Below are 23,344 nucleotides of genomic sequence, written 5' to 3' on the forward strand. Positions count from 1 at the left end.
ACAGTGCTATAGGGCTGTGGATTTTTCCACCGGAGGGGCGTCGGCCACGGCGTCTCAGAAAGCACGAGGCATATTCATGGCAAAGATCAAGGTCGCCAATCCGGTCGTCGAGCTCGACGGCGATGAGATGACCCGCATCATCTGGCAGTTCATCAAGGACAAGCTGATCCATCCCTATCTCGACCTCGATCTGGAATATTACGACCTCAGCGTCGAAAACCGCGATGCGACCGAAGACCAGGTGACGATCGATGCCGCGAACGCCATCAAGAAGCACGGCGTCGGCGTCAAGTGCGCAACGATCACGCCGGATGAAGCACGCGTCGAGGAATTCAACCTGAAGAAAATGTGGAAGTCGCCGAACGGCACGATCCGCAATATCCTCGGCGGCGTCATCTTCCGCGAACCGATCATCTGCAAGAACGTCCCGCGCCTCGTCCCCGGCTGGACCAAACCGATCATCGTCGGCCGCCACGCCTTCGGCGACCAGTATCGCGCCACCGACTTCAAGTTCCCGGGCAAGGGCAAGCTGTCGATCAAGTTCGTCGGCGACGACGGCCAGACGATCGAACACGACGTCTATGAGGCCCCCGGCGCCGGCGTTGCGATGGCGATGTACAACCTCGACGAATCGATCACCGAATTCGCCCGCGCCTCGTTCAACTACGGCCTGCAGCGCAAGGTGCCGGTCTATCTCTCGACCAAGAACACTATCCTGAAAGCCTATGACGGCCGCTTCAAGGACATCTTCCAGAAGGTGTTCGACGAGGAATTCGCCGAAGAGTTCAAGGCCGCCAAGCTCTGGTACGAACACCGCCTGATCGACGACATGGTCGCCTCGGCGCTCAAGTGGTCCGGCGGCTACGTCTGGGCCTGCAAGAACTATGACGGCGACGTGCAGTCGGACATCGTCGCCCAGGGCTTCGGCTCGCTCGGCCTGATGACCTCGGTGCTGATGACCCCGGACGGCAAGACGGTCGAAGCGGAAGCCGCGCACGGCACGGTGACCCGCCACTACCGCCAGCACCAGAAGGGCGAGGAAACCTCGACCAACTCGATCGCCTCGATCTTCGCCTGGACCCGCGGTCTGGCGCACCGCGCCAAGCTCGACGGCAATGCCGAACTGGCGAAGTTCTCCGAGACGCTGGAGCGCGTCTGCGTCGAGACGGTCGAGGCCGGCTTCATGACCAAGGACCTGGCGCTGCTGATCGGTCCCGACCAGCCGTGGCTCTCGACCACCGGCTTCCTCGACAAGATCGACGAGAACCTCAAGAAAGCAATGGCCGCTTAGGCGGCCAGCCCGACAGCCACAACTACAAAACCCGGCCTTGTGCCGGGTTTCTTGTTTGAAGCGTCGAAGTGAAACGGGGCCAAGTCACTTGAGCGGCAGATAGATTTCCGTAAGCAGCTCGGTCGGGGCCACTTCGCGCGGGTTGTTCAGATACTTCTCGAACATGACGCTGTCGCGGATCTCGCGGCCGGAATTCGGCAGCCAAGTCCCATAGAGCCATTGATAGGCCTTTGGCATGTCGGCATAGGGGCCCTTGTGCCGCAGCACGGCATAGTGCCCGCCGTCAATTCCTTGCGGCGTAAGCGGCGCCTCGGCCGCCTGCTCGCCGTTGGCCGTCACGCAGGCGAACGATCGGAGCTTGTCCGTCTCCACCAGTTCCGGGTCATCCAGGTAGATTCCGATCATCTCCATGTCCGGCCGAAACAGGTTCCGCGCGAAGAGGGTGGCGTAAAGCGTTTCGAACGCTTCTCCGATGCCCATATAGGAACCAGAATGGGCAACACCCGCCAGGGTCAGAGGCTCTATGGTCCTCAAGTCAACATCGTACATGACAGCATTTCCTTCCATGGAAGCGGTTTCAAAGGCCTTGTGGCTCCCCTCCTTCCTGTAGCGCGCCGGCGGAAGACCATAGACGGCCCTGAAGGTGCGGTTGAAGGATTGAACATTCGGGTAGCCAGAGCGTCGCGCGATCGCTTCGACTGAAAGACCGGTCTGGACAAGTTCTGCCGCTGCCCGTTGCAGCCGCAATCGCTTGACGGTCGCCGCCAAGGTTACGCCATGCACCGCCCTGTAGATGCGGTGCCAATGGTGCGGCGAAAGACAGGCGATCTCCGACAGCCGGTCGAGATTCAGCTCTTCATCGAGATGCCCGTAGATATAGGCCGAGACGTGGTGAAGCCGCCTCTCATATGTCGCCCATGCACCGCCCGCCATATCGAACCTTTCGCGCTTCGCTCGACCACGTTCAAACCACAGATCGAATTGACGAATCCTGCTGACCTGAATGCTGCCCGCTCAGCTTGTGCGGCATGGCGACTCAGATAGGCTGAGAATGCCCGGCACGTACCATCCAGCAAACGTGACGGATCTCGAAAGTTTCGCCGATGCCCGATTCTCTTATCCCAAAAACTGTCAGCGTGATCGCCGAGGGATACGGCCGCGCCAGGCTGAAAGCGGACGCTTTGGCCGGCCTGACCGTCGCCATCGTCGCCCTACCGCTTTCAATGGCCATTGCGATCGCCTCCGGCGTAACACCCGATCGCGGGCTCTATACCGCAATCGTCGGCGGATTTCTCGTTTCGCTCCTCGGCGGCAGCCGGGTCCAGATTGGCGGTCCGGCGGGTGCCTTCATCGTTCTCGTCGCTGCGACCGGCGCCCGGCATGGTATCGACGGCCTGTTGCTTGCGACTGCGATGGCCGGCCTCATGCTCGTTGCGGCCGGCTACTTGCGCCTCGGACAGTACATCAAGTTCATCCCCTACCCCGTCACGGTCGGCTTCACGGCCGGGATTGCTGTGATCATCTTTGCCAGCCAGTTGCGCGACCTTTTCGGGCTGACGTTACCAGGCAGCGAACCGGGGCCGATTGTTGAAAAGATCGCGGCACTCGGCCGGTCCGCCGATACGGTCAATCGGGCCGCGGTGCTGACCGCCACCCTGACCGTCGGCATCATTCTCGCGCTGCGCCGGTTGCGGCCGCATTGGCCCGGAATGCTCATCGCCGTCGGCGCCGCATCGGTCCTCGTCGCCGTCCTGCACCTGCCGACGGACACGATCGGCACTCGCTTCGGCGGTATTCCGCGCGGACTGCCGCTTCCGACCTTGCCGCCTTTCTCCCTTGAGAAAGCCGTTGCGGTGTTCCCGGATGCGGTCTCGTTGGCTCTTCTCGGCGCGATCGAGTCACTGCTTTCGGCCGTTGTCGCTGATGGCATGACGGGACGCAGACATCGATCCAGCATGGAGTTGATTGCCCAGGGGATAGCCAATCTGTGTTCGGCGCTCTTCGGCGGCATCTGCGTCACCGGCACCATTGCCCGCACCGCAACCAATGTTCGCGCCGGAGGCACTAGCCCCGTTTCCGGCATGCTGCATTCAGTCTTTCTCCTTCTCTTCATGCTGCTTGCCGCACCGCTAGCAAGCTATATCCCGCTCGCTTCCCTCGCTGGCGTGCTTGCCGTCGTCGCCTGGAACATGATCGAAAAGCCGGCCTTCATGGCGCTCTTGAGGTCGTCCTACGGTGATGCTGTCGTGCTGCTGGCCACCTTTTTCATCGTTGTCTTTCGCGAACTGACAGAGGGGATAGTGATCGGTGTGGCGCTCGGCGCCCTCCTGTTCATCAATCGAATGGCGAAAGGCATCTCAGTCGGTGAAATGAAGCCGCTTGAGCTGCTGCAATCGGGAAATCGCGACGAAGAGCACCCGGTCATTGGCGATGATCCGGAAACGGTGATCTATCGGATTACAGGCATCTTCTTCTTCGGCTCGGCAGCCACCGTTGCAGCGGTGCTCGATCGGATCGCCGATCAGCGCCGAAACTTCATTCTCGACTGCTCCGAAGTTCCCTTCATGGATTCGACCGCCGCCAACATCATCGAAGGGACGTTGCGCAAGGCGGAGAGGCTCGGCGTGCGCTTCATCATCGTTGGCGCCAATACGCAGGTTCGCCGCGCCCTCTATCAACACCACGTGCGTCCACCGCGTGTCTTGATGCGCGGCTCGATCCCGGCGGCGCTCGAGACCATCCGCGGCGAAAAGAGCGCATGAAAAAGGGCGTGCAGCGCCCTTTTCTCCGTCTTTCCGCACCAGCGCCGTTCAACCGGCGAGCGCGACGGCGACCGCCTCGATCGCCTCGGCGGCGCGTCCGCCGTCCGGGCCGCCCGCCTGGGCCATGTCCGGCCGCCCACCGCCACCCTTGCCGCCGAGCGCAGCCGAGGCGACGCGCACCAGATCGATGGCGCTAACTTTGGACGTCAGGTCGTCGGTGACGGCCACGACCGCACTCGCCTTGCCGTCACCCGAGACGCCGACGAAGGCGACGACGCCGGAACCGAGCGTCTTCTTGCCATCGTCGGCAAGGCTTTTCAGATCCTTCGGCTCGACGCCGGAAATGACCTTGCCGAGGAAGCGGACGCCGCCGATCTCGCGGGCCGCGTCGCCCGAGCCGTTCTGGCCGTCACCGACGAGGGCGAGCTTCTTCTTCGCCTCGGTGAGTTCGCGTTCAAGCTTGCGCCGCTCGTCGAGCAGCGCCTCGACCCGCCCGAGGACGTCCGCGGGCTGGACCTTCAGGGCCGATGCCAGCGTCTTGACGCGCTCATCCTGTTCGTTGAGGTAGGCTCGCGCGGCTTCGCCGGTCAGCGCCTCGATACGGCGCACGCCGGCGCCGACGGCACTTTCCGAGACAACGCGCACAAGGCCGATGTCGCCGGTTGCGGAGACGTGCGTGCCGCCGCAGAGCTCGACCGAATAGGGTTTTCCGGCCTTCGAGCCGCGAATGCCCTGGCCCATCGACACGACTCGGACCTCGTCCCCGTATTTTTCGCCGAAGAGCGCCATGGCACCCTCGGCGATGGCATCGTCGACGCTCATTAGCCTCGTGGTCACCGGCGTGTTCTGAACGATGATCTCGTTGGCCATTTCCTCGACGACCTTCAGCTCCTCGGCCGACATCGGTTTCGGATGCGAAACGTCGAAGCGCAGCCGCTCGGGGGCGACGAGCGAGCCCTTTTGCGCCACGTGCGTGCCAAGCACCTCGCGCAGCGCCTCATGCAGCAGGTGGGTTGCCGAATGGTTGGCGCGCAGGCGCGAACGGCGGGCATGGTCGACGGTAAGCGCGGCTGCCTCGCCCCTTTTGATGATGCCTTCCGAGACGGTTCCGTAATGGACGAATAGCCCTTCGCCGCGCTTCTGCGTGTCGGTAACCGCAAGCTTGCCCGTTTCGGTGGCAATGACGCCCGTGTCACCCATCTGGCCGCCGGATTCCCCGTAGAAGGGCGTCTGGTTCAGGATCAGCTGGACGGTCTCGCCCTTGGTGGCGGACTCGACGACCGCACCGTCGCGGACGATCGCCTGGATCACACCCTCAGCCGATTCCGTGTCGTAGCCGAGGAAGTCGGTGGCGCCGTGCTTTTCCTTGAGCTCGAACCAGATCGTCTCGGTGGCCGCTTCGCCGGAACCGGCCCAGTTGGCGCGGGCTTCGGCCTTCTGTCGCTGCATGGCGGTGGAAAACGCATCCGTGTCGACGGTGATGCCCTTGGCCCGCAGCGCGTCCTGGGTCAGGTCGAGCGGGAAGCCGTAGGTGTCGTAGAGCTTGAAGGCCGTTTCGCCGTCGAACCGGTCGCCTTCCGAAAGGCCCGCCGAAGCATCCGCCAAAAGGTTCAGGCCTCGCTCGAGCGTCTTGCGGAAGCGCGTCTCTTCGAGCTTCAGCGTTTCGGAAATCAGCGCCTCGGCCCGGACCAGTTCCGGATAGGCGCGGCCCATCTGGCCGACAAGCGCCGGCAGCAGCTTCCACATCAGCGGCTCCTGCGCGCCAAGCAGCTGCGCATGGCGCATGGCGCGGCGCATGATGCGGCGCAGCACATAGCCACGGCCTTCGTTGGAAGGCAGCACGCCGTCGGCGATCAGGAAAGCGGAGGAACGCAGGTGGTCGGCGATGACGCGGTGGCTCGCGCGGCGGTCACCCTCCGCCTTGACGCCGGTCGCCTCCTCGGAGGCTGCGATCAGGGCGCGGAACAGATCGATGTCGTAATTGTCGTGCTGGCCCTGCAGCACGGCGGCGACGCGCTCGAGACCCATGCCAGTGTCGATCGACGGCCGCGGCAGGTTGACCCGCTCTTCCTTGGTGACCTGCTCGTATTGCATGAAGACGAGGTTCCAGATCTCGATGAAGCGGTCGCCGTCTTCCTCGGCCGAGCCGGGCGGGCCGCCCCAGATCTGCTCGCCGTGGTCATAAAAGATTTCCGAGCAGGGACCGCAGGGGCCGGTATCGCCCATCGCCCAGAAATTGTCGCTGGTCGGAATGCGAATGATGCGCTCGTCGCTGAGGCCGGCGATCTTCTTCCAGAGGTCAAATGCCTCGTCGTCGGTATGGTAGACAGTGACGAGCAGGCGCTTGGCGTCGAGCCCGTATTCCTTGGTGATCAGGCTCCAGGCGAGCTCGATCGCCCGTTCCTTGAAATAGTCGCCGAAGGAGAAGTTGCCGAGCATCTCGAAGAAAGTGTGGTGCCGGGCCGTGTAGCCGACATTGTCGAGGTCGTTGTGCTTGCCGCCGGCGCGCACGCATTTCTGCGCCGTCGCCGCGGTCGAATAGGGCCGCTGCTCGAGACCGGTGAAGACGTTCTTGAACTGCACCATGCCGGCATTGGTGAACATCAGGGTCGGGTCGTTGCGCGGCACCAGAGGGCTCGACGGCACGATTTCGTGACCGTTCTTGCGGAAATAGTCGAGAAACATCGACCGGATTTCATTCACGCCGCTCATCTTGCGTCCTATCTGTGCACATGCCGGCTGCAACCCCACGCGTTTTCCGCGCCTTGCGCCGTTTTCCTTCAACCCCGCGTCTACCACGCATAGCCGCCTCGCCGATGACGCCGTCACCGGAACCACAGGCTTTTATCTTCCGCATATCATGCTGTCCAGACGGCAGCAAAAACCGGCCGATCTGATCGACGGCCGGTTGATGGCATGCAAACTGAAGTTTGGCTCTTACATGTCGGCCGCTTCGTCGCCTTCGCTCTCCGGCCCGCCATTTTCCAGGAACCGGTCGGCAATCAGCCCGGCGTTCTGCCGCAAGGCCATCTCGATTTCTCGAGCGAGATCGGGATTGTCGCGCAGGAACAGCTTGGCATTTTCACGCCCCTGCCCCAGGCGCTGGCTGTTGTAGGAGAACCAGGCGCCGGACTTCTCGACAATGCCGGCCTTGACGCCGAGGTCGATCAGTTCGCCGGTCTTGGAAACGCCTTCGCCATACATGATGTCGAACTCCACCTGCTTGAAGGGCGGCGCCATCTTGTTCTTGACAACCTTGACGCGGGTCTGGTTGCCGACGACTTCCTCGCGCTCCTTGACCGAGCCGATGCGGCGGATGTCGAGGCGGACCGACGCGTAGAACTTCAGTGCGTTGCCGCCCGTCGTCGTTTCCGGCGAGCCGAACATCACGCCGATCTTCATGCGGATCTGGTTGATGAAGATCACCATGCAGTTGGACTTGGAGATCGACGCGGTCAGCTTGCGCAGCGCCTGGCTCATCAGGCGGGCCTGCATGCCCGGCAGACTGTCGCCCATCTCGCCTTCGATTTCGGCACGCGGCACAAGCGCGGCCACCGAGTCGACGACAAGGACGTCGATCGCGCCGGAGCGAACCAGCGTGTCGGTGATTTCGAGGGCCTGCTCGCCGGTGTCCGGCTGCGAGATCAAGAGGTTTTCGAGGTCGACGCCGAGCTTGCGCGCATAGACCGGATCGAGCGCGTGTTCGGCGTCGACGAAGGCGCAGATGCCGCCCTTCTTCTGCGCCTCGGCAACGGTCTGCAGCGCCAAGGTCGTCTTGCCCGAGCTTTCCGGTCCGTAAATCTCGATGATGCGGCCTTTCGGCAGGCCGCCGATGCCGAGCGCGATATCGAGGCCGAGCGACCCGGTCGAGACGGTTTCGATCTCGACGACGCTGTCCTTCGATCCGAGCTTCATGATCGATCCCTTGCCGAACGAACGTTCGATCTGGGAAAGAGCCGCTTCAAGTGCCTTGCTTTTGTCCACCGATTTGTCCTCTACGAGCCGCAAAGAGTTTTGTGCCATTGGGTCCACCTTTAGGTTATTGGAGCTATCGAGGCAATGAAGCCGCCGCAGGAGATTTTGTACATGCTTTGTTCTATTTTGGCAATGGCACTTCAAGTCCCTGAATCAAAATAGGTATCTTGTGAGTGTTCGATTCCTGTTCACGGGCTATTGTAGCGCATTTCCACAGGCTGCGCGGCAGTTCGCACGGGCTTCTCGCCATAGCGCCGATTCGCCGATAGAGGTGTTCGAATGACGAAGCGGGAAATCACCGTTCTGGGCGGCGCCCATGTCGACCGGCGCGGCCGTATCAGCGGCACGACGGTGCCTGGAGCGAGTAATCCCGGAACCTGGTTCGAGGAGGCGGGAGGCGGCGGCTTCAACGCCGCCAGGAATCTCGCGCGTCTCGGCCACCGGGTGCGGATGATCAGCCCGCGCGGCGGCGATCCGGCCGGTGATCTGGTGGCCGCCGCGGCCGCCGCTGCCGGCGTCATCGATTGCCCATTCATCTTTCTTGATCGCAAGACGCCGAGCTATACGGCAATCCTCGAAAAGGACGGCAATCTGGTGATCGCCCTTGCCGACATGGATCTCTACGGCTCGTTCTCGCCACGCCGGCTGCAGCAGCGTGCGACGCGCGAAATCCTCGCGTCGAGCGATCTCGTGCTCATGGACGCCAACCTGCCTCAAGAGACGCTGACGGCGCTGGTCGATGCGACGGCGGGACCGCACCGCATTCTTGCCGGCATCGCCGTTTCCCCGGCCAAGGTGGTCCGGTACCGCCAAAGCCTGACCGGCCTCGACTTCCTCTTCATGAACGAGGCGGAGGCGCGGGCGCTGACCGGCGCCGAGGCCGCCGACGTAGAGGAATGGCCGTCACTGCTGCGGTCTGCAGGCCTTGCCGGCGGCGCCGTCACCCGCGGCGGCAAAGCAGCGGTTGCCTTCGACCGGGAAGGCGCCTGCCTGGCCATCCCGCCTGCCCTGCCCGCACTTGCAGACGTGACAGGCGCCGGCGACGCGCTGGCATCGGGCTTTCTCGCTGCCCGGCTTGCCGGCTTCGATCTCGCCGGCTGCCTCCGGCGCGGCATCGCCGCCGCCGTCCTGACGCTCCACTCGCCGCTAGCCGCCGCCGAGGAGATGTCGGCGGACAATCTCGCGCGGGTGCTGGCCCTTGTGCCGGAGCCCCAAATGCTGTCATGAAGTCCGCAGCCGAATTCCGGGCGGAAGGCGGAAATGCATGACGACTCCCGCCCGCCTGACGCTCCCCTCATCAGAAGCGAAAGACCATGACAAAATCCTCCTCGCCTTTCCTGCCCATCGAGTATTCCGATGAAGTCGCCGCCGCCAAGGCGCGCGGCGCGCCCATCGTGGCGCTGGAATCGACGATCATCACGCATGGCATGCCCTATCCGGGCAATCTCGAAATGGCGCGCAGCGTCGAAGCGATCATCCGCGACCAAGGAGCCATCCCTGCCACGATCGCGGTGATCCACGGCGTCCTTCATATCGGCCTCGATGACGCGAAGCTTGAGGCTCTTGCGAAAACCGAGGGCGCAATGAAGCTGTCGCGCGCCGACCTCGCCTTCGCCCTCGCCGAGCGCCGTACCGGCGCCACGACAGTCGCCGCAACGATGATCGCGGCGGCGCGGGCCGGCATCAGCGTCTTTGCGACCGGCGGCATCGGCGGCGTCCATCGCGGCGCGGAACAGAGTTTCGACATTTCCGCCGATCTGGACGAACTCGCCCGAACCGGCGTCATCGTCGTTTGCGCCGGCGCGAAGGCCATCCTCGACATTCCGAAGACGCTGGAAGTGCTGGAAACCAGGGGCGTCCCGGTCGTCACCTATGACAGCGAAACCTTCCCCGCCTTCTGGTCGCGCGATTCCGGCATCCGGAGCCCGCTGATGCTGAACAGCCCAGCGGCTATCGCGAATTTCCAGCGGATGCGCGAACTGCTCGGCGTCGATGGCGGCATGCTGGTCGCCAATCCTGTCCCGGAGGAAAGCCAGATTCCGCGGGAGGAGATGGAAATCTACATCGCGCGTGCTCTGGACAATGCGGCGAGCGACGAGATTACCGGCAAGGCGGTGACACCCTATCTGCTCGACAATCTCTTTCATATGACCGAGGGCCGGAGCCTCGAGACCAATATTGCGCTCGTCGAGAACAACGCGCGCCTCGCCGCCGAGATCGCCGTCGCATTGGCGGCAGGCGGGGCGAAGTAGAAGTAGAAGGACTTTGCGCCCGCCGCCCATAGGCGTCGGCCATCCTCTCAGGAATCCAGCATTTCCCGGACCGCCACTGCCAGTTGCTTCAGCGAGAACGGCTTCGGCAGGAAGCCGAACTTGGCATCGGCCGGCAAGTTGCGGGCAAAGGCATCTTCCGCATAGCCCGAGACGAAAATGAACTTGAGGTTCGGGTATTTTTTTCGCAACTCGCGCAACAGCGTCGGGCCGTCCATCTCGGGCATTACCACATCCGAAACGACGATATCGACGGCGCCGTCGAGTTCGTCCATGATCTCCAGCGCCTCGACGCCCGATCCCGCCTCATGAACCGTATAGCCGCGGGTTTCGAGCATCCGCTTGCCGCCGCGACGGACCGCCTCCTCGTCCTCGACGAGGAGCACGACGGCAGAATCGCCGGTGAGGTCGGTAGGCTCCGCTTGTGCAGCCGGCGCCGTGGCTGCCTCCCTTGCCGATGGGCCGGCGGCACTCGCCTCACCCGGAGCGGCTTCCTCGCGCGCCTCGGCGATTTCCACATGGCGCGGCAACAGGATGCGGAATGTCGTGCCCTTGCCGACTTCCGACTCGGGATAGATGTAGCCGCCCGACTGCTTGACGATCCCATAGACCATTGACAGACCAAGGCCCGTGCCCTTGCCGACTTCCTTCGTCGTGAAGAAGGGCTCGAAGATCTTGTCCATGATCTCCGCCGGAATCCCGGTGCCCTGGTCGGAGACTTCCACCGTGACGAAATCATCTTCCGGCAGTTCGCGGCGTCCGAGTGCGGCGACTTCGCTCGCCGGCAGGTTTCGAGTCCGCAACGTGATGGTCCCGCCTTCAGGCATGGCGTCGCGCGCATTGACGGCGAGGTTCAACAGCACCTGCTCGAACTGGCCGAGATCGGTCCTCACCGGCCAAAGATCGCGGCCATAATCGACCTCGACCTTGACATTCGTGCCCGTCATGCGGTCGACCAGCATGCGCAGGTCGCCGATGACGTCGGTGAGGTTGAGGACGGTCGGCCGCATCGTCTGCTTGCGCGAGAAGGCGAGCAATTGCCGCACCAGGACGGCGGCGCGGTTGGCGTTCCGCTTGATTTCCATCAGGTCGGCGAAAGTCGCGTCGGCCGGCCGCGCCGAGAGCAGCAGGTGGTCGGCAGAAAGCAATATGGCCGTCAGCACGTTGTTGAAATCATGCGCGATGCCGCCGGCGAGCGTTCCGACCGCATTCATCTTCTGCGTCTGTGCCATCTGGTTCTCGAGCGCCTTCTGTTCGGTGATCTCCAGCGCATAGACGATCGCCGCCTCCTCGGGCGCCTGGTCGCTCTGGTCGATGACGGCATTCACGTAGAAGCGGAAGTGGCGTCCTTCATCAGCCGGATGGAGCGAATCGATCGGCGCGATGTCGCCCTGGCGGTCCTTTGCCGCGGCGAGCGCTTCTTCGAGTTGGCCTCGCTCGGTTTCGTTCAGGACGGCGTCGATCGTTATGCCGCGCTCGACGTCGTCCTGCGAGACAAGGCCGGCGAAGAGCTTCAGGAACGGTGCGTTGGTTCTGAGGATCCGCCCGGCGCCGTCCACCGAAGCGATAGCCATCGGCGTGTTGTTGAAGAAGCGCGTGAACCGCATCGCCGCGTTCGATGCCGATTGATCGCTGTCGTCGCCCTCGCGGGACATGACGATCGTCCGGCTCTCTCCCGGCGCACCGTCGCGCGTCGAGGAAACACGGTGGATCAGCCTTACCGGCAGGCTTTGGCCATTCCCCTTGCGCAGGTCGAGATCCAGGACCTTGGTCTTCTTGAGACCGGGCTCGGCCTGTACCGACTGGATGAGCGTAAGCCCCTCGCCCGCGACAAGATCGGCGATGCTGATCGCCCCCGGCTGGAACTTGGTGAGATCGATCCCGAGCCAATCGGCAAGCGTGGCGTTGATATAGAAGATTTCGCCCTTTCGCCCGGCCGAGAAAAAGCCGGCCGGAGCGTGATCGAGATAGTCGATGGCGTTCTGCAGTTCCTTGAAAAAGCGCTCCTGGTCGTCGCGCTCGGCCGTGATGTCGGCAATCTGCCACAGATAGAGCGGGTTGCTGTTGGCATCCTCCAAGGGCAGCACGCGCGCCTTCAGGCGAAACCAATGCGCTCCTGAGCCGGTCATTGCGCCATTCGCCAGAGGTTTGAGGAGGCGGAATTCCTCGTGCCCCTGCTTGCCTTCGCGCAGGCCGTTGGTCAGCCGATAGACCGCCTCCGTCGCCTCCCTGTTGCGCGACAGGATGGTTTCCAGCGATTGGATGCCGGCAGCACCTTTGGCACCGGTCAAGGCGCCGTAAGCGGCGTTCGCGTAGACGATGCGTCCCTTGCGGTCGGTGACCACCGTGCCGTCCTCATGCGCATCGAGAAAGGCGCGTGCCAGCTCATCCGGCCGCGACTGAGGCATGACCTCGATGAAGCCGATCACCGACGAAACCAGGAAGAATATCCCGACCATCGCCAGCACGCCGAGTATGCCGAGGACGATTTCGTTCTCGAGCTGGTTCTTGAAGACGACGAAGGCGGCAGCGGACGCGGTCAGCACGATCGCCAGCACGATGATCCTGAACACGGTACCCGGTCGGACTCCCCGGTCAACGACCGGCATCTGGTAATCACCTGACTGCCGCAATTTCGTCATCGGGTCCTCACCTGCTGGCGGAGCGTCCGCCGCTACACCGGTATCCCGCTGACTTGACGTGCCGCGCATCCGGCGGACGCTCAAGGGCTACCGTAATCCTTTGAATTGCCGCATAATTTATCCCCAAAACCGGCCCGGTTTAAGGTCCTATGCAGTCGCCGGCGTTCGCCGAGGCCTCGCGACCTCCGGGTGCCGCAGCCGCTTCGTCGAACTGGAATCATCTTTAACAATCAGAGATAACAGCAGAAAGCGTCTCGGCGGAAGCGCGGCGGTCAATTCACAGGGAATGTCGGGCGCAACCTTGTCCCGGCCTGAAAAAAGCCGTCAAATGTTGCAATTCGACCGGAAAAGGAGTTCAGCCCATGATGGAAACATTGGTCGGGGACAACGGTAGCCGATTCGTCATCGCCGCCGGAGCCGTCGCCGTCGGCCTTCTGTGCCTCGTGGCGGTGCTCTGGATCATGCGAAACAGGCCCTCGTCCCCCTTCGTGCGGGGCGGCAAGAACCGCCAGCCGCGGCTCGCCGTGCTCGATGCCGCCGCCGTCGACACGCGCCGCCGGCTCGTGCTCGTCCGCCGCGACGACGTCGAGCATCTGATCATGATCGGCGGACCAACTGATATCGTCATCGAGAGCCGCATCGTGGCCGATGACGGGGCGGCCGCAGCTGCTTCCGTCGCCGCGACGGTGGAACAGCCGGCCCCCAAGTCCCCGGTCGCGCCCGAGCAGGCGGCGCCAGCCCCTCAACCCGTTTCGGCGTCGACACCTGCGGAAGCCGCAAAGCAAGAGCCGGTGCGGCCGGCGGGGTCGGATGAGCCGCCGCGGGCCGTGCCCGTGCGGGAGCCGGAGCCCGCGCCAAAGCCCTCGGAAACCGTGCAGCAACGTCCCCTGCCCGTCGAACCGCCGCCTCGGCCGGAACCCGTCGTCAGGACCTCGCCGCCCGCCCCTGCCATCCTCCCGGTATCCGCCCCGCAAACGCCCCAAGACATGCTGAGGGCGGCGCGCGAGCGGATCGTTCCTATGGCCCAACCCTCGTCGCGCGAAGAGCGATTTCCGCAGCCGATAGCGGCGACGCGGGAGCCTCCGCGGCCCGTCCAGATCCCGCCCATTCCCCGGCTGGCCGAACCCGTTGCGGTCGAAAGTCCGACGGCGGTGGAGAGGCCGGCCGCCGTCGACAAGGCGGCGGACTTCGAACGGTTCCTCGACGCGGAGATTAGCGGTGATCTCCAGCGGCTCTCATCCACGGTGGCGCCCAAGCCGGAGGCCCGCCCAATGGCCGCCGCCCGCCAGGAACCGATCCTCGGCCCGCCACTGGAAGAAGGCCGCAAGGAAGAGTCGATCGAGGAGGAGATGAGCCGCATGCTGGCTGATATCTCTGCTGGCCGCAAACCCTGAACTGCGGCGCAGACATACCTGTTTTCCCACCGGACAAAAAAACGGCGCGACCATGTCGCGCCGTTTTTTTTGTAAGTCTCCAAGCTCGGGCTTACTCGTCGCGGTAGACCTTCTCGCGACGTTCGTGACGCTCCTGCGCTTCGATCGAAAGCGTCGCAATCGGCCTGGCATCCAGGCGCTTCAAGCCGATCGGCTCACCCGTTTCCTCGCAATAGCCGTAGGTGCCTTCATCGAGGCGCTGCAAGGCGGCGTCGATCTTGGCGATGAGCTTCCTCTGACGATCCCGGGCGCGCAATTCGATCGCACGGTCTGTTTCTGAGGAGGCTCGATCTGCGAGATCCGGATGATTGGCGCTCTCCTCAGCCAGATGGTCCAGAGTCTCACGAGCTTCGCGAAGGATATCGTTTTTCCAGGCATTCAGCTTTGCACGAAAATATGCCCGATGGTTGGCATTCATGAAATCCTCGTCCTCGGAGAGGACATAGGTACTAAGATCGATCTTCTCACTCAACGCGATTCTCCTGAAGAACATCTCATTGCGGCGGTGTATAGACCTATGAAGGGCTTGATTCAAGCCTCGCGGAGGACACCTACGCTTATTTTAACAATGCTTGCATTCCAGGCTAACTGGCGAATATTTCATCAAAATTACACATGAAACACTCTCCATAATATTCCCGCCGGCGCTCGGCAGCAAGCCTGCGCCGTCACCTAGAGTGGTGTCTGCGTCGCGCCTCAACTACGTTGCCAATTGCGACATCTGGTGTGCGGGGTGCGGCATGTCAATGCTGCCGTGCTTGCCGCGCGAAATCCGTGGAGAACGGCTTGATCTTTGCGCCGACAGCGAGACAAGTTAGCGATGCGACGATAATCCGCGAAAGATGCAATGCGCGGCACTTCGGCGGCATCAGATTCGGATGGATATATGCAAGACAGTGCTCCGGCATTCCGCCTCATCCTCCTGCGTCACGCCCGCTCCGGCTGGGCGCTGCCCGGGCAACGGGATTTCGACCGCACGCTGGACGAGACTGGCTATGCCGAGGCGGAGTTGATTGCGCAAGGTGCGGCCGATCATGGGCTTTGCCCGGATCTTGTTCTGTGCTCGACCGCGGTTCGCTGCCGCCAGACCGCCGAACCGTTCCGCCGGGCGCTTGGCGAAGACATTGACATCCGCTACGTCGACCAACTCTATGCCGGACCTGCAGCCGTCTACACCGACCTTATCGAGATTCACACGGACAGGACGTGTCTCATGGTGGTCGGACACAATCCCATGATCGAGGACGTTTTTCGCAGCTACCTTGGCGAGCAGCAATCCGCAACCGCCTTGGAGAACGGCTATCCGCCTGCAGGGCTGGCGGTCATCGATTTCTCGGCACGCTCAAGTGCCGGGCGCATCTCGGCTGCAACGCTTTCGACATTGCTGCTTCCGAAGCCCGAGGAAGTCGTCAGGCGATAGACCTCGCCGCTTTCCAAACAGCTGTGCGTCATTGCGCCGACCGAAACACTTCCTATATCGCCAAACACGTGGATGCCCGTAACCCGATGGGATATCGGCAGCAGCAATGGAAAGATCGAACCCAAGGGGCGGAAACATTTGGCGTCCTTAGTGACCAGCTTCAAAGACGGCGCCCTGATCGCCTTGGACAACCTCGCCGATCGCGCGGCCGGGCTCGTCAGCCCGTCCCTCCGGCTCGGCGTGACCGGTCTGTCACGGGCAGGCAAGACCGTCTTCATCTCCTCGCTGGTGCATAACCTGCTGAACGGCGGGCGCCTGCCGCTATTCGAACCGGTCCGTTCGGGGCGGGTGTCCAAGGTAAGGCTCGAGCCGCAGCCGGACGATGCGGTGCCGCGCTTTCAGTACGAGGACCATATCGCCGCTCTCGTGCGTGACCGGGTCTGGCCGGACTCAACGAGGGCCATCTCGCAATTGCGCATCACCCTCGATTACGAAAGCGCCAGCGGCTGGAACCGGATGTTTTCCGCCGGGCGCTTGTCGATCGATATCGTCGACTATCCGGGCGAGTGGCTGCTGGATCTGCCCCTGCTCGCGCTCGATTTCCGGCAGTTCAGCGCGACGACCGTCAAGCGGGCGCGAATCGGCGCGCGCGCCGCACTGTCTCGCGAATGGCTGGCACTCGCCTCAGCGAGCGGCGCTGAAACCGCGGCCGACGAAGGCAGCGCCCGCCGCCTCGCCGAAAGCTTCACTGCGTATCTGAAGGCGTGCAAGGAGGACGACCACTCGCTCTCCACCCTGCCGCCCGGCCGTTTCCTGATGCCCGGCGACCTCGAAGGGTCTCCCGCGCTCACCTTCTCTCCGCTCCCGAACCTGCCTGAAGGCCGGGCGCCCAAGGGTTCGCTCTGGGCGATGATGGAGCGGCGGTACGAGGCCTATAAGACGCATGTGGTGAGCCCGTTCTTCCGCGAGCATTTTGCCCGGCTCGACCGCCAGATCGTGCTCGTCGACGCGCTGCAGGCGATCAATCGCGGCCCGGAGGCTTTGAGGGACTTGGAACAGGCGCTCGCCGACGTGCTTGCCTGCTTCCGGCCGGGCACCAATTCCTGGCTCTCCGCCTTCCTCACGCGCCGGATAGATCGGGTGCTGATCGCCGCGACGAAGGCCGATCACCTTCACCATGAGAGCCATGATCGGCTCGAGCGAATCGCCGCGCGGCTCGTCGGCCGTGCCGCGGACCGCATCGGCATGAGCGGCGCCGGCCTGGAGGTCATGGCGCTCGCCTCCGTCCGGGCGACGCGCGAGGCGACGGTCAATCATGACGGACACGCCCTGCCCGTCATTGTCGGCACGCCGATTGCTGGTGAGCGGATCAATGGAGACGTCTTTGATGGAGAGAGAAAAACAGCCATATTTCCTGGTGATTTACCGGAAAATCCCGAAGTTCTTTTTCAGGAAATTGGCGGCAGTCCCGTCTCTCCCCGATCCGACCATGCGATGCCGGAGCTGAATTTCGTGCGTTTCCGTCCCCCCCACCTCGAAGAGACGCGCGGCGGCTTGAAACTCTCCGTGCCGCATATCCGGCTCGACCGGGCCATGCAGTTCCTGCTTGGAGATCGACTGGCATGAGCGACGAATCCAAGCATCGCCCCCGTAAACCTGCGGTTTTCCCGATCGAATCCGAAACGCCTACGGCGCAGCGCACGCAGACGCCAGCGCGCACACCCGCAAGTTTCAGCGACAAGGTCATGTTGACGCCCGACGCAGAGGACCCGTTCATTGCCACGACCGCTGCAGTCGAGGCGCTCGATCCGCCCGAGGCGCGGCCGCGCCGGCATCGGTTCTCCTTCGGCAAGGTCGCCGCCTCGGCATTTGCCCTTGTCCTGTCGCTCGCCGCGGGACTGTGGATCGACCACCTGGTGCGCGATCTGTTCTCGCGCGCCGATTGGCTCGGCTATACGGCGATCGCTGCCGTGGCCGTCGGTACCCTCGCCTTCCTCGTCGTGGTCGGCCGCGAACTTGGCGGCTTGATGCAACTGACGGCGATCCAGAAACTCAAATCCGAGGTCGCCGAAGCAACGGCGCTCGGCAACAGCAAGGCCGCACGAGCCACGCTCGGGCGACTGGTCCATCTGCTTGCCGCCAATCCCCGAACCGCCAAGGGCCGAGCGCGGCTTGCGGAATCCGAGGACGAGATCATCGACGCGCCGCAGCTTGTCGAACTGACCGAGCGCGAGCTCCTTGCCCCGCTCGACCGCGACGCCCGCCGAATCATTCTGGCCGCCTCGAAACGCGTCTCGATCGTCACCGCCGTCAGCCCCCGCGCCCTCGTCGATCTCGGTTACGTCCTCTACGAGTCGGCGCGGATGATTCGGGCGATGGCCGAGCTCTACGGCGGCAGGCCCGGCACGCTCGGGCTCATCCGGCTGATGCGCGACGTGATCGCCCATCTGGCGGTCACCGGCTCCATCGCCGCCGGCGACAGTTTGATCCAGCAGATCCTGGGCCACGGTCTGGCCTCCAAACTCTCCGCGCGGCTCGGCGAAGGCGTGATCAACGGCCTGATGACGGCGCGTATCGGCATTGCTGCCATGGACCTGTGTCGGCCGATGCCGTTCCGCGCTTTGAAACGCCCCGGCATTGGCGATTTTCTGGCGGATTTGACGCCCGGCGCTTCGAAGTCCGAAGGCGCGAACGGCGCCTGATGCATGCTTGCGGAGGCGGCACGGAAACCGTCCATTAACCATTTTAGCGCAAATGTGGTTGCCAGATTTCGACGTTGACCCATCAAGGATCGATCATGTTCTCGCGCCCTTCTTTGATTGTTCGCGGCGTTGCCGCCATCGCGCTTGCAGCCACTGCCGGCATTGCGACGCCTGCGTCTTCCGGCGCCCGGGACAAGGCCTTCTTTGAAAAGGTCGCCGGCCAATGGAAAGGCCCCGGCGAGATCGTCGCCGGCAAATACAAAGGCACCAAGTTCACCTGCGATCTGACAGGCGAGCCGACCGCAGGCAGAGAGGCCGGCATCAAGCTCGACGGCTTCTGCCGCGTCGGCGTTTTCAAGCAGCCAATGTCGGCGATGATTACCCAAAAGGGCGGCAGCTACACCGGAAAGTTCCTCGACGGCGCGGACGGCAAGGGTCTGGACGTCGTTTCCGGCAACGTCGCCAGCGACAAGGTCGTCGTTGGAATCAACCGCAAGAAATTGAATGGTGCGATGATCGCCCGCCTGCAGGACGCAGAAACGATGAACATCACCATCTCCGTCAAGGTCGAGGAGACGATGGTGCCGGTCATCGGCGTCAGCCTCAACAGGCAGATGGACAATATCGCCGTCGGCTCGATCAAATAGCTGTATCGTTCGGATCGAGCACTGGCGGGCCGAGAGCGCCCGCCCCCCCCCCGGATGCGGATCGGTTCGCCGTCAATCGCGGACCCGCCACCAGTCGGCCATTTCGTCGGCCACCTCTATTCCAGTCACATCTGCATCCGTCAGCCACTCGCCGACCGTTCTGCCGGCGACGTTCAGATCGGCCGCGAAGTCGGCGAGAGGCATCAACACGAAACCACGCTCCGTCATGCGCGGATGCGGCAATTGCAGCCGGTCACCGGCCAAATTCGCTCCTTCAAAGGTCAGGAGATCGATATCGATGGTCCGCGGGCCCCAGCGCTCCTTGCGGACCCGCTTCATCACACGCTCGATCTCGAGACAAATTTCAAGCAGGGCCTCTGGATCGAGAGTCGTTTCTACCGCCGCGCAAGCATTGAAGAACCAGTCCTGGTCCGTCTTGCCCCAGGGCGGGGTCCGGTAGAGCCGCGACACTGCCGTGACCTGGCAGTCCGGTCGCTCATCGAGCGCCCGCAACGCATCGGCCATCGCGCGGCACGGATCGCCGATATTGCCACCCAGCCCCAGCGTAGCGTACCGCCACCTGCTATTCGGCGACATGCTCGACCGTGACCTCGACGTAGTCCAGGACGCCCGGGACCGGCGCATTGGGCTTGCGAATGGAAACTTTGGCCCGCCGTATCTGCTGGAACCGCGCACACAATGTCTTGGCGACTTCGAGAGCGAGAGCCTCGATCAGGTAGCGCCTGCGCCCCGTCACAATCCTTTCGATCTCGGCAAAGGCGATTCCGTAATGCACGGTGTCGTCGATGCAGTCTTCGGCCAGCGCCGTGCCCTGCTCAACCTCGAGTTCAGCATCCACGAAGAAGCGCTGGCCGAGAAACTCCTCCTCGTCAAGCACGCCATGGCGCGCAAAGAAGGCGCAGTTTTTCAGGGTAATGATGTAGGTCGCAGTCATGGCTTCATGTCCCGTCGGCTGTTCTTTGCGTCGAGCATAGCATCCGCCATCGCCAGTGCATCCCTGTTGATTGCGACATCATGCACCCGAAAGATCGCCGCCCCGGCAATTCTGAGGAGCGCGGTCGTCGCCGCTGTACCGACGTCGCGGTCTTTCGCATCGCGACCGGTAACGGCGCCGATGAAGCGCTTGCGCGATGTGCCGACCAGGAATGGCAGGCCGAACCGATGCAATTCCGCAAATCGCGCCATCAGCTCCAAATTCTCATCCGCTCCCTTCGCGAAGCCATAACCGGGGTCGAGGATGATTCGTTCGCGTGCGACGCTTGCCTCGGAGGCTATCTCCAGCGAACGGTTCAGAAATCGGAATTGATCCTCGATGACGTCGCCGAGCTTCTGCCGATCGCGCCCGGTATGCATGATGCAAAGCCCGGCGCCCGTCTCCGCGGCAACTTGCGCGATTGCGGGTTCTCGCTGCAGACCGTGCACGTCGTTGACGATATGAGCGCCGGCTTCGATGGCCAGGCGCGCCGTTTCGGCGCGATAGGTGTCGACCGAGATGATTGCATCGGTCCGACCCGCCAGTGCCTCGATGACCGGCAAAATACGTGCCTGCTCCTCGCCCGCATCGACCGGATCCGCATCGGGGCGGGTCGACTCGCCACCGATGTCGAGGATCGCCGCGCCTTCCTCGAGGGCGCGCATCGCCGCGGCGACAGCAACGGTGGCGTCTGCAAAGCGGCCGCCATCGGAGAAGGAATCCGGCGTCACATTGATGATCGCCATCAGAACACCGCGCGGCCCCACTTCGAGGCTGCGCCCGTGCGCCAACGGCCAGCGAGATTTTTGGAATGGATCGTAGGTCATTGTCTTTGCCCGGTCCGCGGCTTGAGGAGCGCCATCCCGGGTCGGCAATGCGGAAGAGCGCGCGCCTTTGAAAGCAAAGGGTTAGCACGATTCTTTCACGTGGTTGGCTATTTGTCGACTTCGGAATGCGCCGATTTTATGTTGCGCTGGCCCCGGCTATGCCCCAAGCTTGCGCCAACTTCAATCCACGAGTGCCGACCAATGTTCCGAGTTCGCAATCCGCTGAGAGCCGCCCTGATCGCATTTCTCGTTGGCCTTCCGATTGGCCACGCCTCGGGTGAGACCTTGATCAGCAAAACCGTCACCTATTTCTCGATCGGCGGGCGTACGGCGGCAGAACTCGACAAGGCCCTCGCCGCCAGCGGCCCGCTGATGAAGAACACCGGCACGCGCCACCCCGGCGCCACGCGAATCAAATTCGGCGGCACGATAACCTATGTCAGCCGCGGCGGGCGCTGTGCAGTCGGCACGGCGCGCGTGACGCTCAACACGAGCATCATCTTGCCGCGCTGGAAGTACCGCCCCCAAGCGAGCCGCGATCTCGCCCTTGTCTGGGATACGCTCGCGGCCGACATCAAGCGCCATGAAGAGCGCCATGCCGAGATCGCCCGCAATCATGCCCGTCGCATGGAACGGACTTTTCTCGGACTGAAGCCGGAGGCAGACTGCGATCGTATGCAGGCTCGGGTGGCCGAGGTGAGTGCCGAAGAAATCGCAAGCCATGACAAGGACCAAGCGCGCTTTGACCGCACGGAAGCCGCGAACTTCGATCGCCGGATGATCCGACTGCTGCAATACCGGCTGGATTCGCTGAAGAAGACAGAGCGCTAGCCGATCTCGGCTCTGTCAAACCGCCACCTTCGCGCCGTTCACCAGACGAAGTCACCCCCAAAGAACAGCGTGATTTTGCCCGCACTCCCTCATGCAGGCGAGGGCGAAAACCCACAGTATTTTATTGGTGGATTCTAACGATAGCCGACGATAACCGACTCAGCTATATTAATACCATGAAACGAGTGGCGGAACTGAAGTTCAACCGTTCGTCGGTATGGCGGGTTATTTTCCAATCGACAGTAAAAAGTCGCATTTGGATCGTTGATTAAGTGCTGAATAGGGTTCGCTTCATTGCTGCCGGGTGACTGAGACAGACCTGCGCGATGAGGCAAAACAGGTTCTCCTGGCGTGTCTCGGTGCAGCAGGTGCTCCCTCCCTCATCTGTATGCGATACGCCCCCCTTGCCTCGCTCGTCGCCATGACCAGCGAGGCATTTTTTTAGTGCCTTCTTGAAGGAAGTTTTTAGTGCCTTCTTGAAGGAAGGAAGGGATTAGGCCTGGCGCTCGGGCACGTGCACGACCAGTCCGTCAAGCGCCTCGCTCATCTTGATCTGACAGGAGAGCCGAGAGGTCGGCCTCACGTCATAGGCGAAATCCAGCATGTCTTCTTCCATCGCTTCCGGAGCGCCGACGGCCGCCGCCCAGGCGTCGTCAACATAGACATGACAGGTTGCGCAGGCACAGGCGCCCCCGCACTCGGCCTCGATGCCGGGCACGGAATTGCGCACCGCATTCTCCATGACCGTGGAGCCGTTTTCGACATCGAGGTCGTGGCGCGTGCCGTCAAAGGCTACGATCGTAAGTTTTGTCATTTCTCTTTCCGGAATGAATAGATGGGATCCGCCCGCGAGCGCCAGCCGCCGCGGCAGGCGCGGCCGGCCTGAATTCAGGGCAGTTTCTTCCAACAAATCGACCGGCCAGTCAACATGAGCCGATGCCTGGTCGCGGACGTCCCCGCAAATCCGGCAATGATCGCGCCTTGAAAAAGGTTGTCGGGCCGGCGCGGATCAGCGGCACAGCTTGAGGATGAAAAGCTCGGCTTCGAGCACGGCTGCCCCGAGTGGGGCGCGTAGGGTCCAGTCGGCGGGCCGCTGCTCTATGGCGGCGGCGGCACGAGCCACGCGCGTTGCTCCGACCGCGAGTGCCGCCCCCTTCAGTCGATGCGCCGACTGGCCGCATGCATCGGCATCCGCGTCGTTGATCTCGGCCATCGTCTGCCGGGCCTGGCGGGCAAAAAGCTGAAGCACCTCGATTTCGAGGCTCTTGTCCCCCATCGTCTGGCCGGACAGGTGGACAAAATCGATCGGCGGCTTTCCGCAAGGCGACGCGTTTGCCGGATTGTCGGGGGTTTCGAAAGCGATCTTGAGCGCCGACATGAGCCGATTTCCTTAATTGACGATGCATCACGTCCTATTTGACAATGCATCGGGCGACCGCACCGTTTTCAGACATTGATCATCCGGCAGCTGCGCTGCCATCGGCTTAATGTCATGGCGCTGGGCGCGGAAATCCGTCGGCATGGTTAACGATTGCTAAACGGGCTGATTC

Annotated in this window: 20 protein-coding genes; 10 read left to right on the forward strand and 10 right to left on the reverse strand. The window is 62.9% G+C overall.

Translation table 11 applies throughout. The annotated features are described in order from the left end of the window. Positions 1 to 76 precede the first annotated feature (76 nt). A complete protein-coding gene (locus CO656_RS03810) occupies positions 77 to 1,291 on the forward strand; it encodes an NADP-dependent isocitrate dehydrogenase (RefSeq protein WP_037424426.1) in 1,215 nt (404 codons plus the stop codon). 84 nt (positions 1,292 to 1,375) lie between these two features. Here the strand turns inward: CO656_RS03810 and CO656_RS03815 are convergent, their stop codons facing one another. After that, positions 1,376 to 2,224, reverse strand: a complete 849-nt coding sequence (locus CO656_RS03815) for an AraC family transcriptional regulator (RefSeq protein WP_097524857.1) — start codon at positions 2,222 to 2,224, stop codon at positions 1,376 to 1,378. Between the two features lie 170 nt (positions 2,225 to 2,394). Between CO656_RS03815 and CO656_RS03820 the strand changes: the two genes are divergently transcribed. Next, positions 2,395 to 4,053, forward strand: coding sequence for a SulP family inorganic anion transporter (locus CO656_RS03820; RefSeq protein WP_097524858.1), 1,659 nt, complete (start codon positions 2,395 to 2,397; stop codon positions 4,051 to 4,053). 48 nt (positions 4,054 to 4,101) lie between these two features. Here the strand turns inward: CO656_RS03820 and alaS are convergent, their stop codons facing one another. Both alaS and recA read right to left on the reverse strand, forming a co-directional pair. Next, positions 4,102 to 6,765 carry an alanine--tRNA ligase gene (gene alaS / locus CO656_RS03825; protein ID WP_037424469.1) on the reverse strand — a complete coding sequence of 888 codons (2,664 nt, stop codon included), beginning with the start codon at positions 6,763 to 6,765 and terminating at the stop codon, positions 4,102 to 4,104. A gap of 225 nt (positions 6,766 to 6,990) precedes the next feature. Next, positions 6,991 to 8,076 carry a recombinase RecA gene (recA, locus tag CO656_RS03830; protein ID WP_037424417.1) on the reverse strand — a complete coding sequence of 362 codons (1,086 nt, stop codon included), beginning with the start codon at positions 8,074 to 8,076 and terminating at the stop codon, positions 6,991 to 6,993. A gap of 231 nt (positions 8,077 to 8,307) precedes the next feature. Between recA and CO656_RS03835 the strand changes: the two genes are divergently transcribed. Further along, positions 8,308 to 9,255, forward strand: a complete 948-nt coding sequence (locus CO656_RS03835) for a carbohydrate kinase family protein (RefSeq protein WP_097524859.1) — start codon at positions 8,308 to 8,310, stop codon at positions 9,253 to 9,255. 86 nt (positions 9,256 to 9,341) lie between these two features. Further along, positions 9,342 to 10,280, forward strand: coding sequence for a pseudouridine-5'-phosphate glycosidase (locus CO656_RS03840; RefSeq protein WP_097524860.1), 939 nt, complete (start codon positions 9,342 to 9,344; stop codon positions 10,278 to 10,280). 47 nt (positions 10,281 to 10,327) lie between these two features. Here the strand turns inward: CO656_RS03840 and CO656_RS03845 are convergent, their stop codons facing one another. Beyond that, the gene (locus CO656_RS03845) at positions 10,328 to 12,940 is read right to left on the reverse strand and encodes a PAS domain-containing sensor histidine kinase (RefSeq protein WP_097524861.1); all 2,613 of its coding nucleotides are present in this window, start codon (positions 12,938 to 12,940) and stop codon (positions 10,328 to 10,330) included. Between the two features lie 362 nt (positions 12,941 to 13,302). On the opposite strand from CO656_RS03845, the gene CO656_RS03850 reads away from it, so the two are divergent. Then, positions 13,303 to 14,334 (forward strand): flagellar biosynthetic protein FliO, encoded by a 1,032-nt coding sequence (locus CO656_RS03850; RefSeq protein WP_097524862.1) that lies wholly within the window; start codon positions 13,303 to 13,305, stop codon positions 14,332 to 14,334. A gap of 91 nt (positions 14,335 to 14,425) precedes the next feature. On the opposite strand, the gene dksA is transcribed toward CO656_RS03850, so the two are convergent. Beyond that, positions 14,426 to 14,845 (reverse strand): RNA polymerase-binding protein DksA, encoded by a 420-nt coding sequence (dksA, locus tag CO656_RS03855; RefSeq protein WP_012708186.1) that lies wholly within the window; start codon positions 14,843 to 14,845, stop codon positions 14,426 to 14,428. A 414-nt stretch (positions 14,846 to 15,259) separates the two neighbouring features. Here dksA and CO656_RS03860 point away from each other — a divergent pair, with 414 nt between their 5' ends. The 4 genes from CO656_RS03860 to CO656_RS03875 all read left to right on the forward strand — a co-directional run bounded on the left by CO656_RS03860 (position 15,260) and on the right by CO656_RS03875 (position 19,142). Beyond that, positions 15,260 to 15,793 carry a histidine phosphatase family protein gene (locus CO656_RS03860; protein ID WP_097525054.1) on the forward strand — a complete coding sequence of 178 codons (534 nt, stop codon included), beginning with the start codon at positions 15,260 to 15,262 and terminating at the stop codon, positions 15,791 to 15,793. 138 nt (positions 15,794 to 15,931) lie between these two features. Continuing rightward, positions 15,932 to 17,419, forward strand: coding sequence for a YcjX family protein (locus CO656_RS03865; protein WP_097525055.1), 1,488 nt, complete (start codon positions 15,932 to 15,934; stop codon positions 17,417 to 17,419). Next, entirely contained in the window at positions 17,416 to 18,495 is a 1,080-nt protein-coding gene (locus CO656_RS03870; protein ID WP_037424396.1) for a TIGR01620 family protein, read from the forward strand. The genes CO656_RS03865 and CO656_RS03870 overlap by 4 nt, the downstream gene beginning before the upstream one ends. Positions 18,496 to 18,590: 95 nt before the next feature. Then, a complete protein-coding gene (locus CO656_RS03875) occupies positions 18,591 to 19,142 on the forward strand; it encodes a hypothetical protein (protein ID WP_037424393.1) in 552 nt (183 codons plus the stop codon). Positions 19,143 to 19,214: 72 nt separating this feature from the next. Here CO656_RS03875 and folK read toward each other — a convergent pair whose 3' ends face one another. Genes folK through folP form a run of 3 tightly spaced genes read right to left on the reverse strand, consistent with a single transcriptional unit; the run spans position 19,215 to position 20,963 of the window. Then, positions 19,215 to 19,739 (reverse strand): 2-amino-4-hydroxy-6-hydroxymethyldihydropteridine diphosphokinase, encoded by a 525-nt coding sequence (gene folK, locus CO656_RS03880; RefSeq protein ID WP_037424391.1) that lies wholly within the window; start codon positions 19,737 to 19,739, stop codon positions 19,215 to 19,217. After that, positions 19,726 to 20,097, reverse strand: a complete 372-nt coding sequence (gene folB / locus CO656_RS03885; protein WP_037424388.1) for a dihydroneopterin aldolase — start codon at positions 20,095 to 20,097, stop codon at positions 19,726 to 19,728. Before folB ends, folK begins: the two co-directional genes overlap by 14 nt. Further along, positions 20,094 to 20,963 carry a dihydropteroate synthase gene (gene folP, locus CO656_RS03890; RefSeq protein ID WP_097524863.1) on the reverse strand — a complete coding sequence of 290 codons (870 nt, stop codon included), beginning with the start codon at positions 20,961 to 20,963 and terminating at the stop codon, positions 20,094 to 20,096. Before folP ends, folB begins: the two co-directional genes overlap by 4 nt. Positions 20,964 to 21,164: 201 nt before the next feature. Here folP and CO656_RS03895 point away from each other — a divergent pair, with 201 nt between their 5' ends. Then, on the forward strand, positions 21,165 to 21,794 hold the full coding sequence (locus CO656_RS03895) for a DUF922 domain-containing Zn-dependent protease (RefSeq protein ID WP_037424383.1): 630 nt from the start codon (positions 21,165 to 21,167) through the stop codon (positions 21,792 to 21,794). A gap of 493 nt (positions 21,795 to 22,287) precedes the next feature. Here the strand turns inward: CO656_RS03895 and CO656_RS03900 are convergent, their stop codons facing one another. Both CO656_RS03900 and CO656_RS03905 read right to left on the reverse strand, forming a co-directional pair. Then, a complete protein-coding gene (locus CO656_RS03900) occupies positions 22,288 to 22,608 on the reverse strand; it encodes a 2Fe-2S iron-sulfur cluster-binding protein (protein ID WP_037424381.1) in 321 nt (106 codons plus the stop codon). A 195-nt stretch (positions 22,609 to 22,803) separates the two neighbouring features. Then, a complete protein-coding gene (locus CO656_RS03905; RefSeq protein ID WP_097524864.1) occupies positions 22,804 to 23,172 on the reverse strand; it encodes an Hpt domain-containing protein in 369 nt (122 codons plus the stop codon). Between the last annotated feature and the right edge of the window lie 172 nt (positions 23,173 to 23,344).

It is taken from the genome of Sinorhizobium sp. FG01 (assembly GCF_002531875.1).
GTDB lineage: Bacteria > Pseudomonadota > Alphaproteobacteria > Rhizobiales > Rhizobiaceae > Sinorhizobium > Sinorhizobium fredii_C.

Excerpts from the sequence above, each read along its gene's own strand:
- CO656_RS03835 (WP_097524859.1), top strand. The coding sequence starts at position 8,308 with ATGACGAAGCGGGAAATCACCGTTCTGGGCGGCGCCCATGTCGACCGG.
- folK (WP_037424391.1), bottom strand. The coding sequence starts at position 19,739 with ATGTCGCCGAATAGCAGGTGGCGGTACGCTACGCTGGGGCTGGGTGGC.
- CO656_RS03900 (WP_037424381.1), bottom strand. The coding sequence starts at position 22,608 with ATGACAAAACTTACGATCGTAGCCTTTGACGGCACGCGCCACGACCTC.
- folB (WP_037424388.1), bottom strand. The coding sequence starts at position 20,097 with ATGACTGCGACCTACATCATTACCCTGAAAAACTGCGCCTTCTTTGCG.
- folP (WP_097524863.1), bottom strand. The coding sequence starts at position 20,963 with ATGACCTACGATCCATTCCAAAAATCTCGCTGGCCGTTGGCGCACGGG.
- CO656_RS03860 (WP_097525054.1), top strand. The coding sequence starts at position 15,260 with ATGCAAGACAGTGCTCCGGCATTCCGCCTCATCCTCCTGCGTCACGCC.
- CO656_RS03815 (WP_097524857.1), bottom strand. The coding sequence starts at position 2,224 with ATGGCGGGCGGTGCATGGGCGACATATGAGAGGCGGCTTCACCACGTC.
- CO656_RS03810 (WP_037424426.1), top strand. The coding sequence starts at position 77 with ATGGCAAAGATCAAGGTCGCCAATCCGGTCGTCGAGCTCGACGGCGAT.
- CO656_RS03875 (WP_037424393.1), top strand. The coding sequence starts at position 18,591 with ATGTTCTCGCGCCCTTCTTTGATTGTTCGCGGCGTTGCCGCCATCGCG.
- CO656_RS03905 (WP_097524864.1), bottom strand. The coding sequence starts at position 23,172 with ATGTCGGCGCTCAAGATCGCTTTCGAAACCCCCGACAATCCGGCAAAC.
- CO656_RS03850 (WP_097524862.1), top strand. The coding sequence starts at position 13,303 with ATGATGGAAACATTGGTCGGGGACAACGGTAGCCGATTCGTCATCGCC.
- CO656_RS03845 (WP_097524861.1), bottom strand. The coding sequence starts at position 12,940 with ATGACGAAATTGCGGCAGTCAGGTGATTACCAGATGCCGGTCGTTGAC.
- alaS (WP_037424469.1), bottom strand. The coding sequence starts at position 6,765 with ATGAGCGGCGTGAATGAAATCCGGTCGATGTTTCTCGACTATTTCCGC.
- recA (WP_037424417.1), bottom strand. The coding sequence starts at position 8,076 with ATGGCACAAAACTCTTTGCGGCTCGTAGAGGACAAATCGGTGGACAAA.
- CO656_RS03840 (WP_097524860.1), top strand. The coding sequence starts at position 9,342 with ATGACAAAATCCTCCTCGCCTTTCCTGCCCATCGAGTATTCCGATGAA.
- CO656_RS03870 (WP_037424396.1), top strand. The coding sequence starts at position 17,416 with ATGAGCGACGAATCCAAGCATCGCCCCCGTAAACCTGCGGTTTTCCCG.
- CO656_RS03820 (WP_097524858.1), top strand. The coding sequence starts at position 2,395 with ATGCCCGATTCTCTTATCCCAAAAACTGTCAGCGTGATCGCCGAGGGA.
- CO656_RS03895 (WP_037424383.1), top strand. The coding sequence starts at position 21,165 with ATGTTCCGAGTTCGCAATCCGCTGAGAGCCGCCCTGATCGCATTTCTC.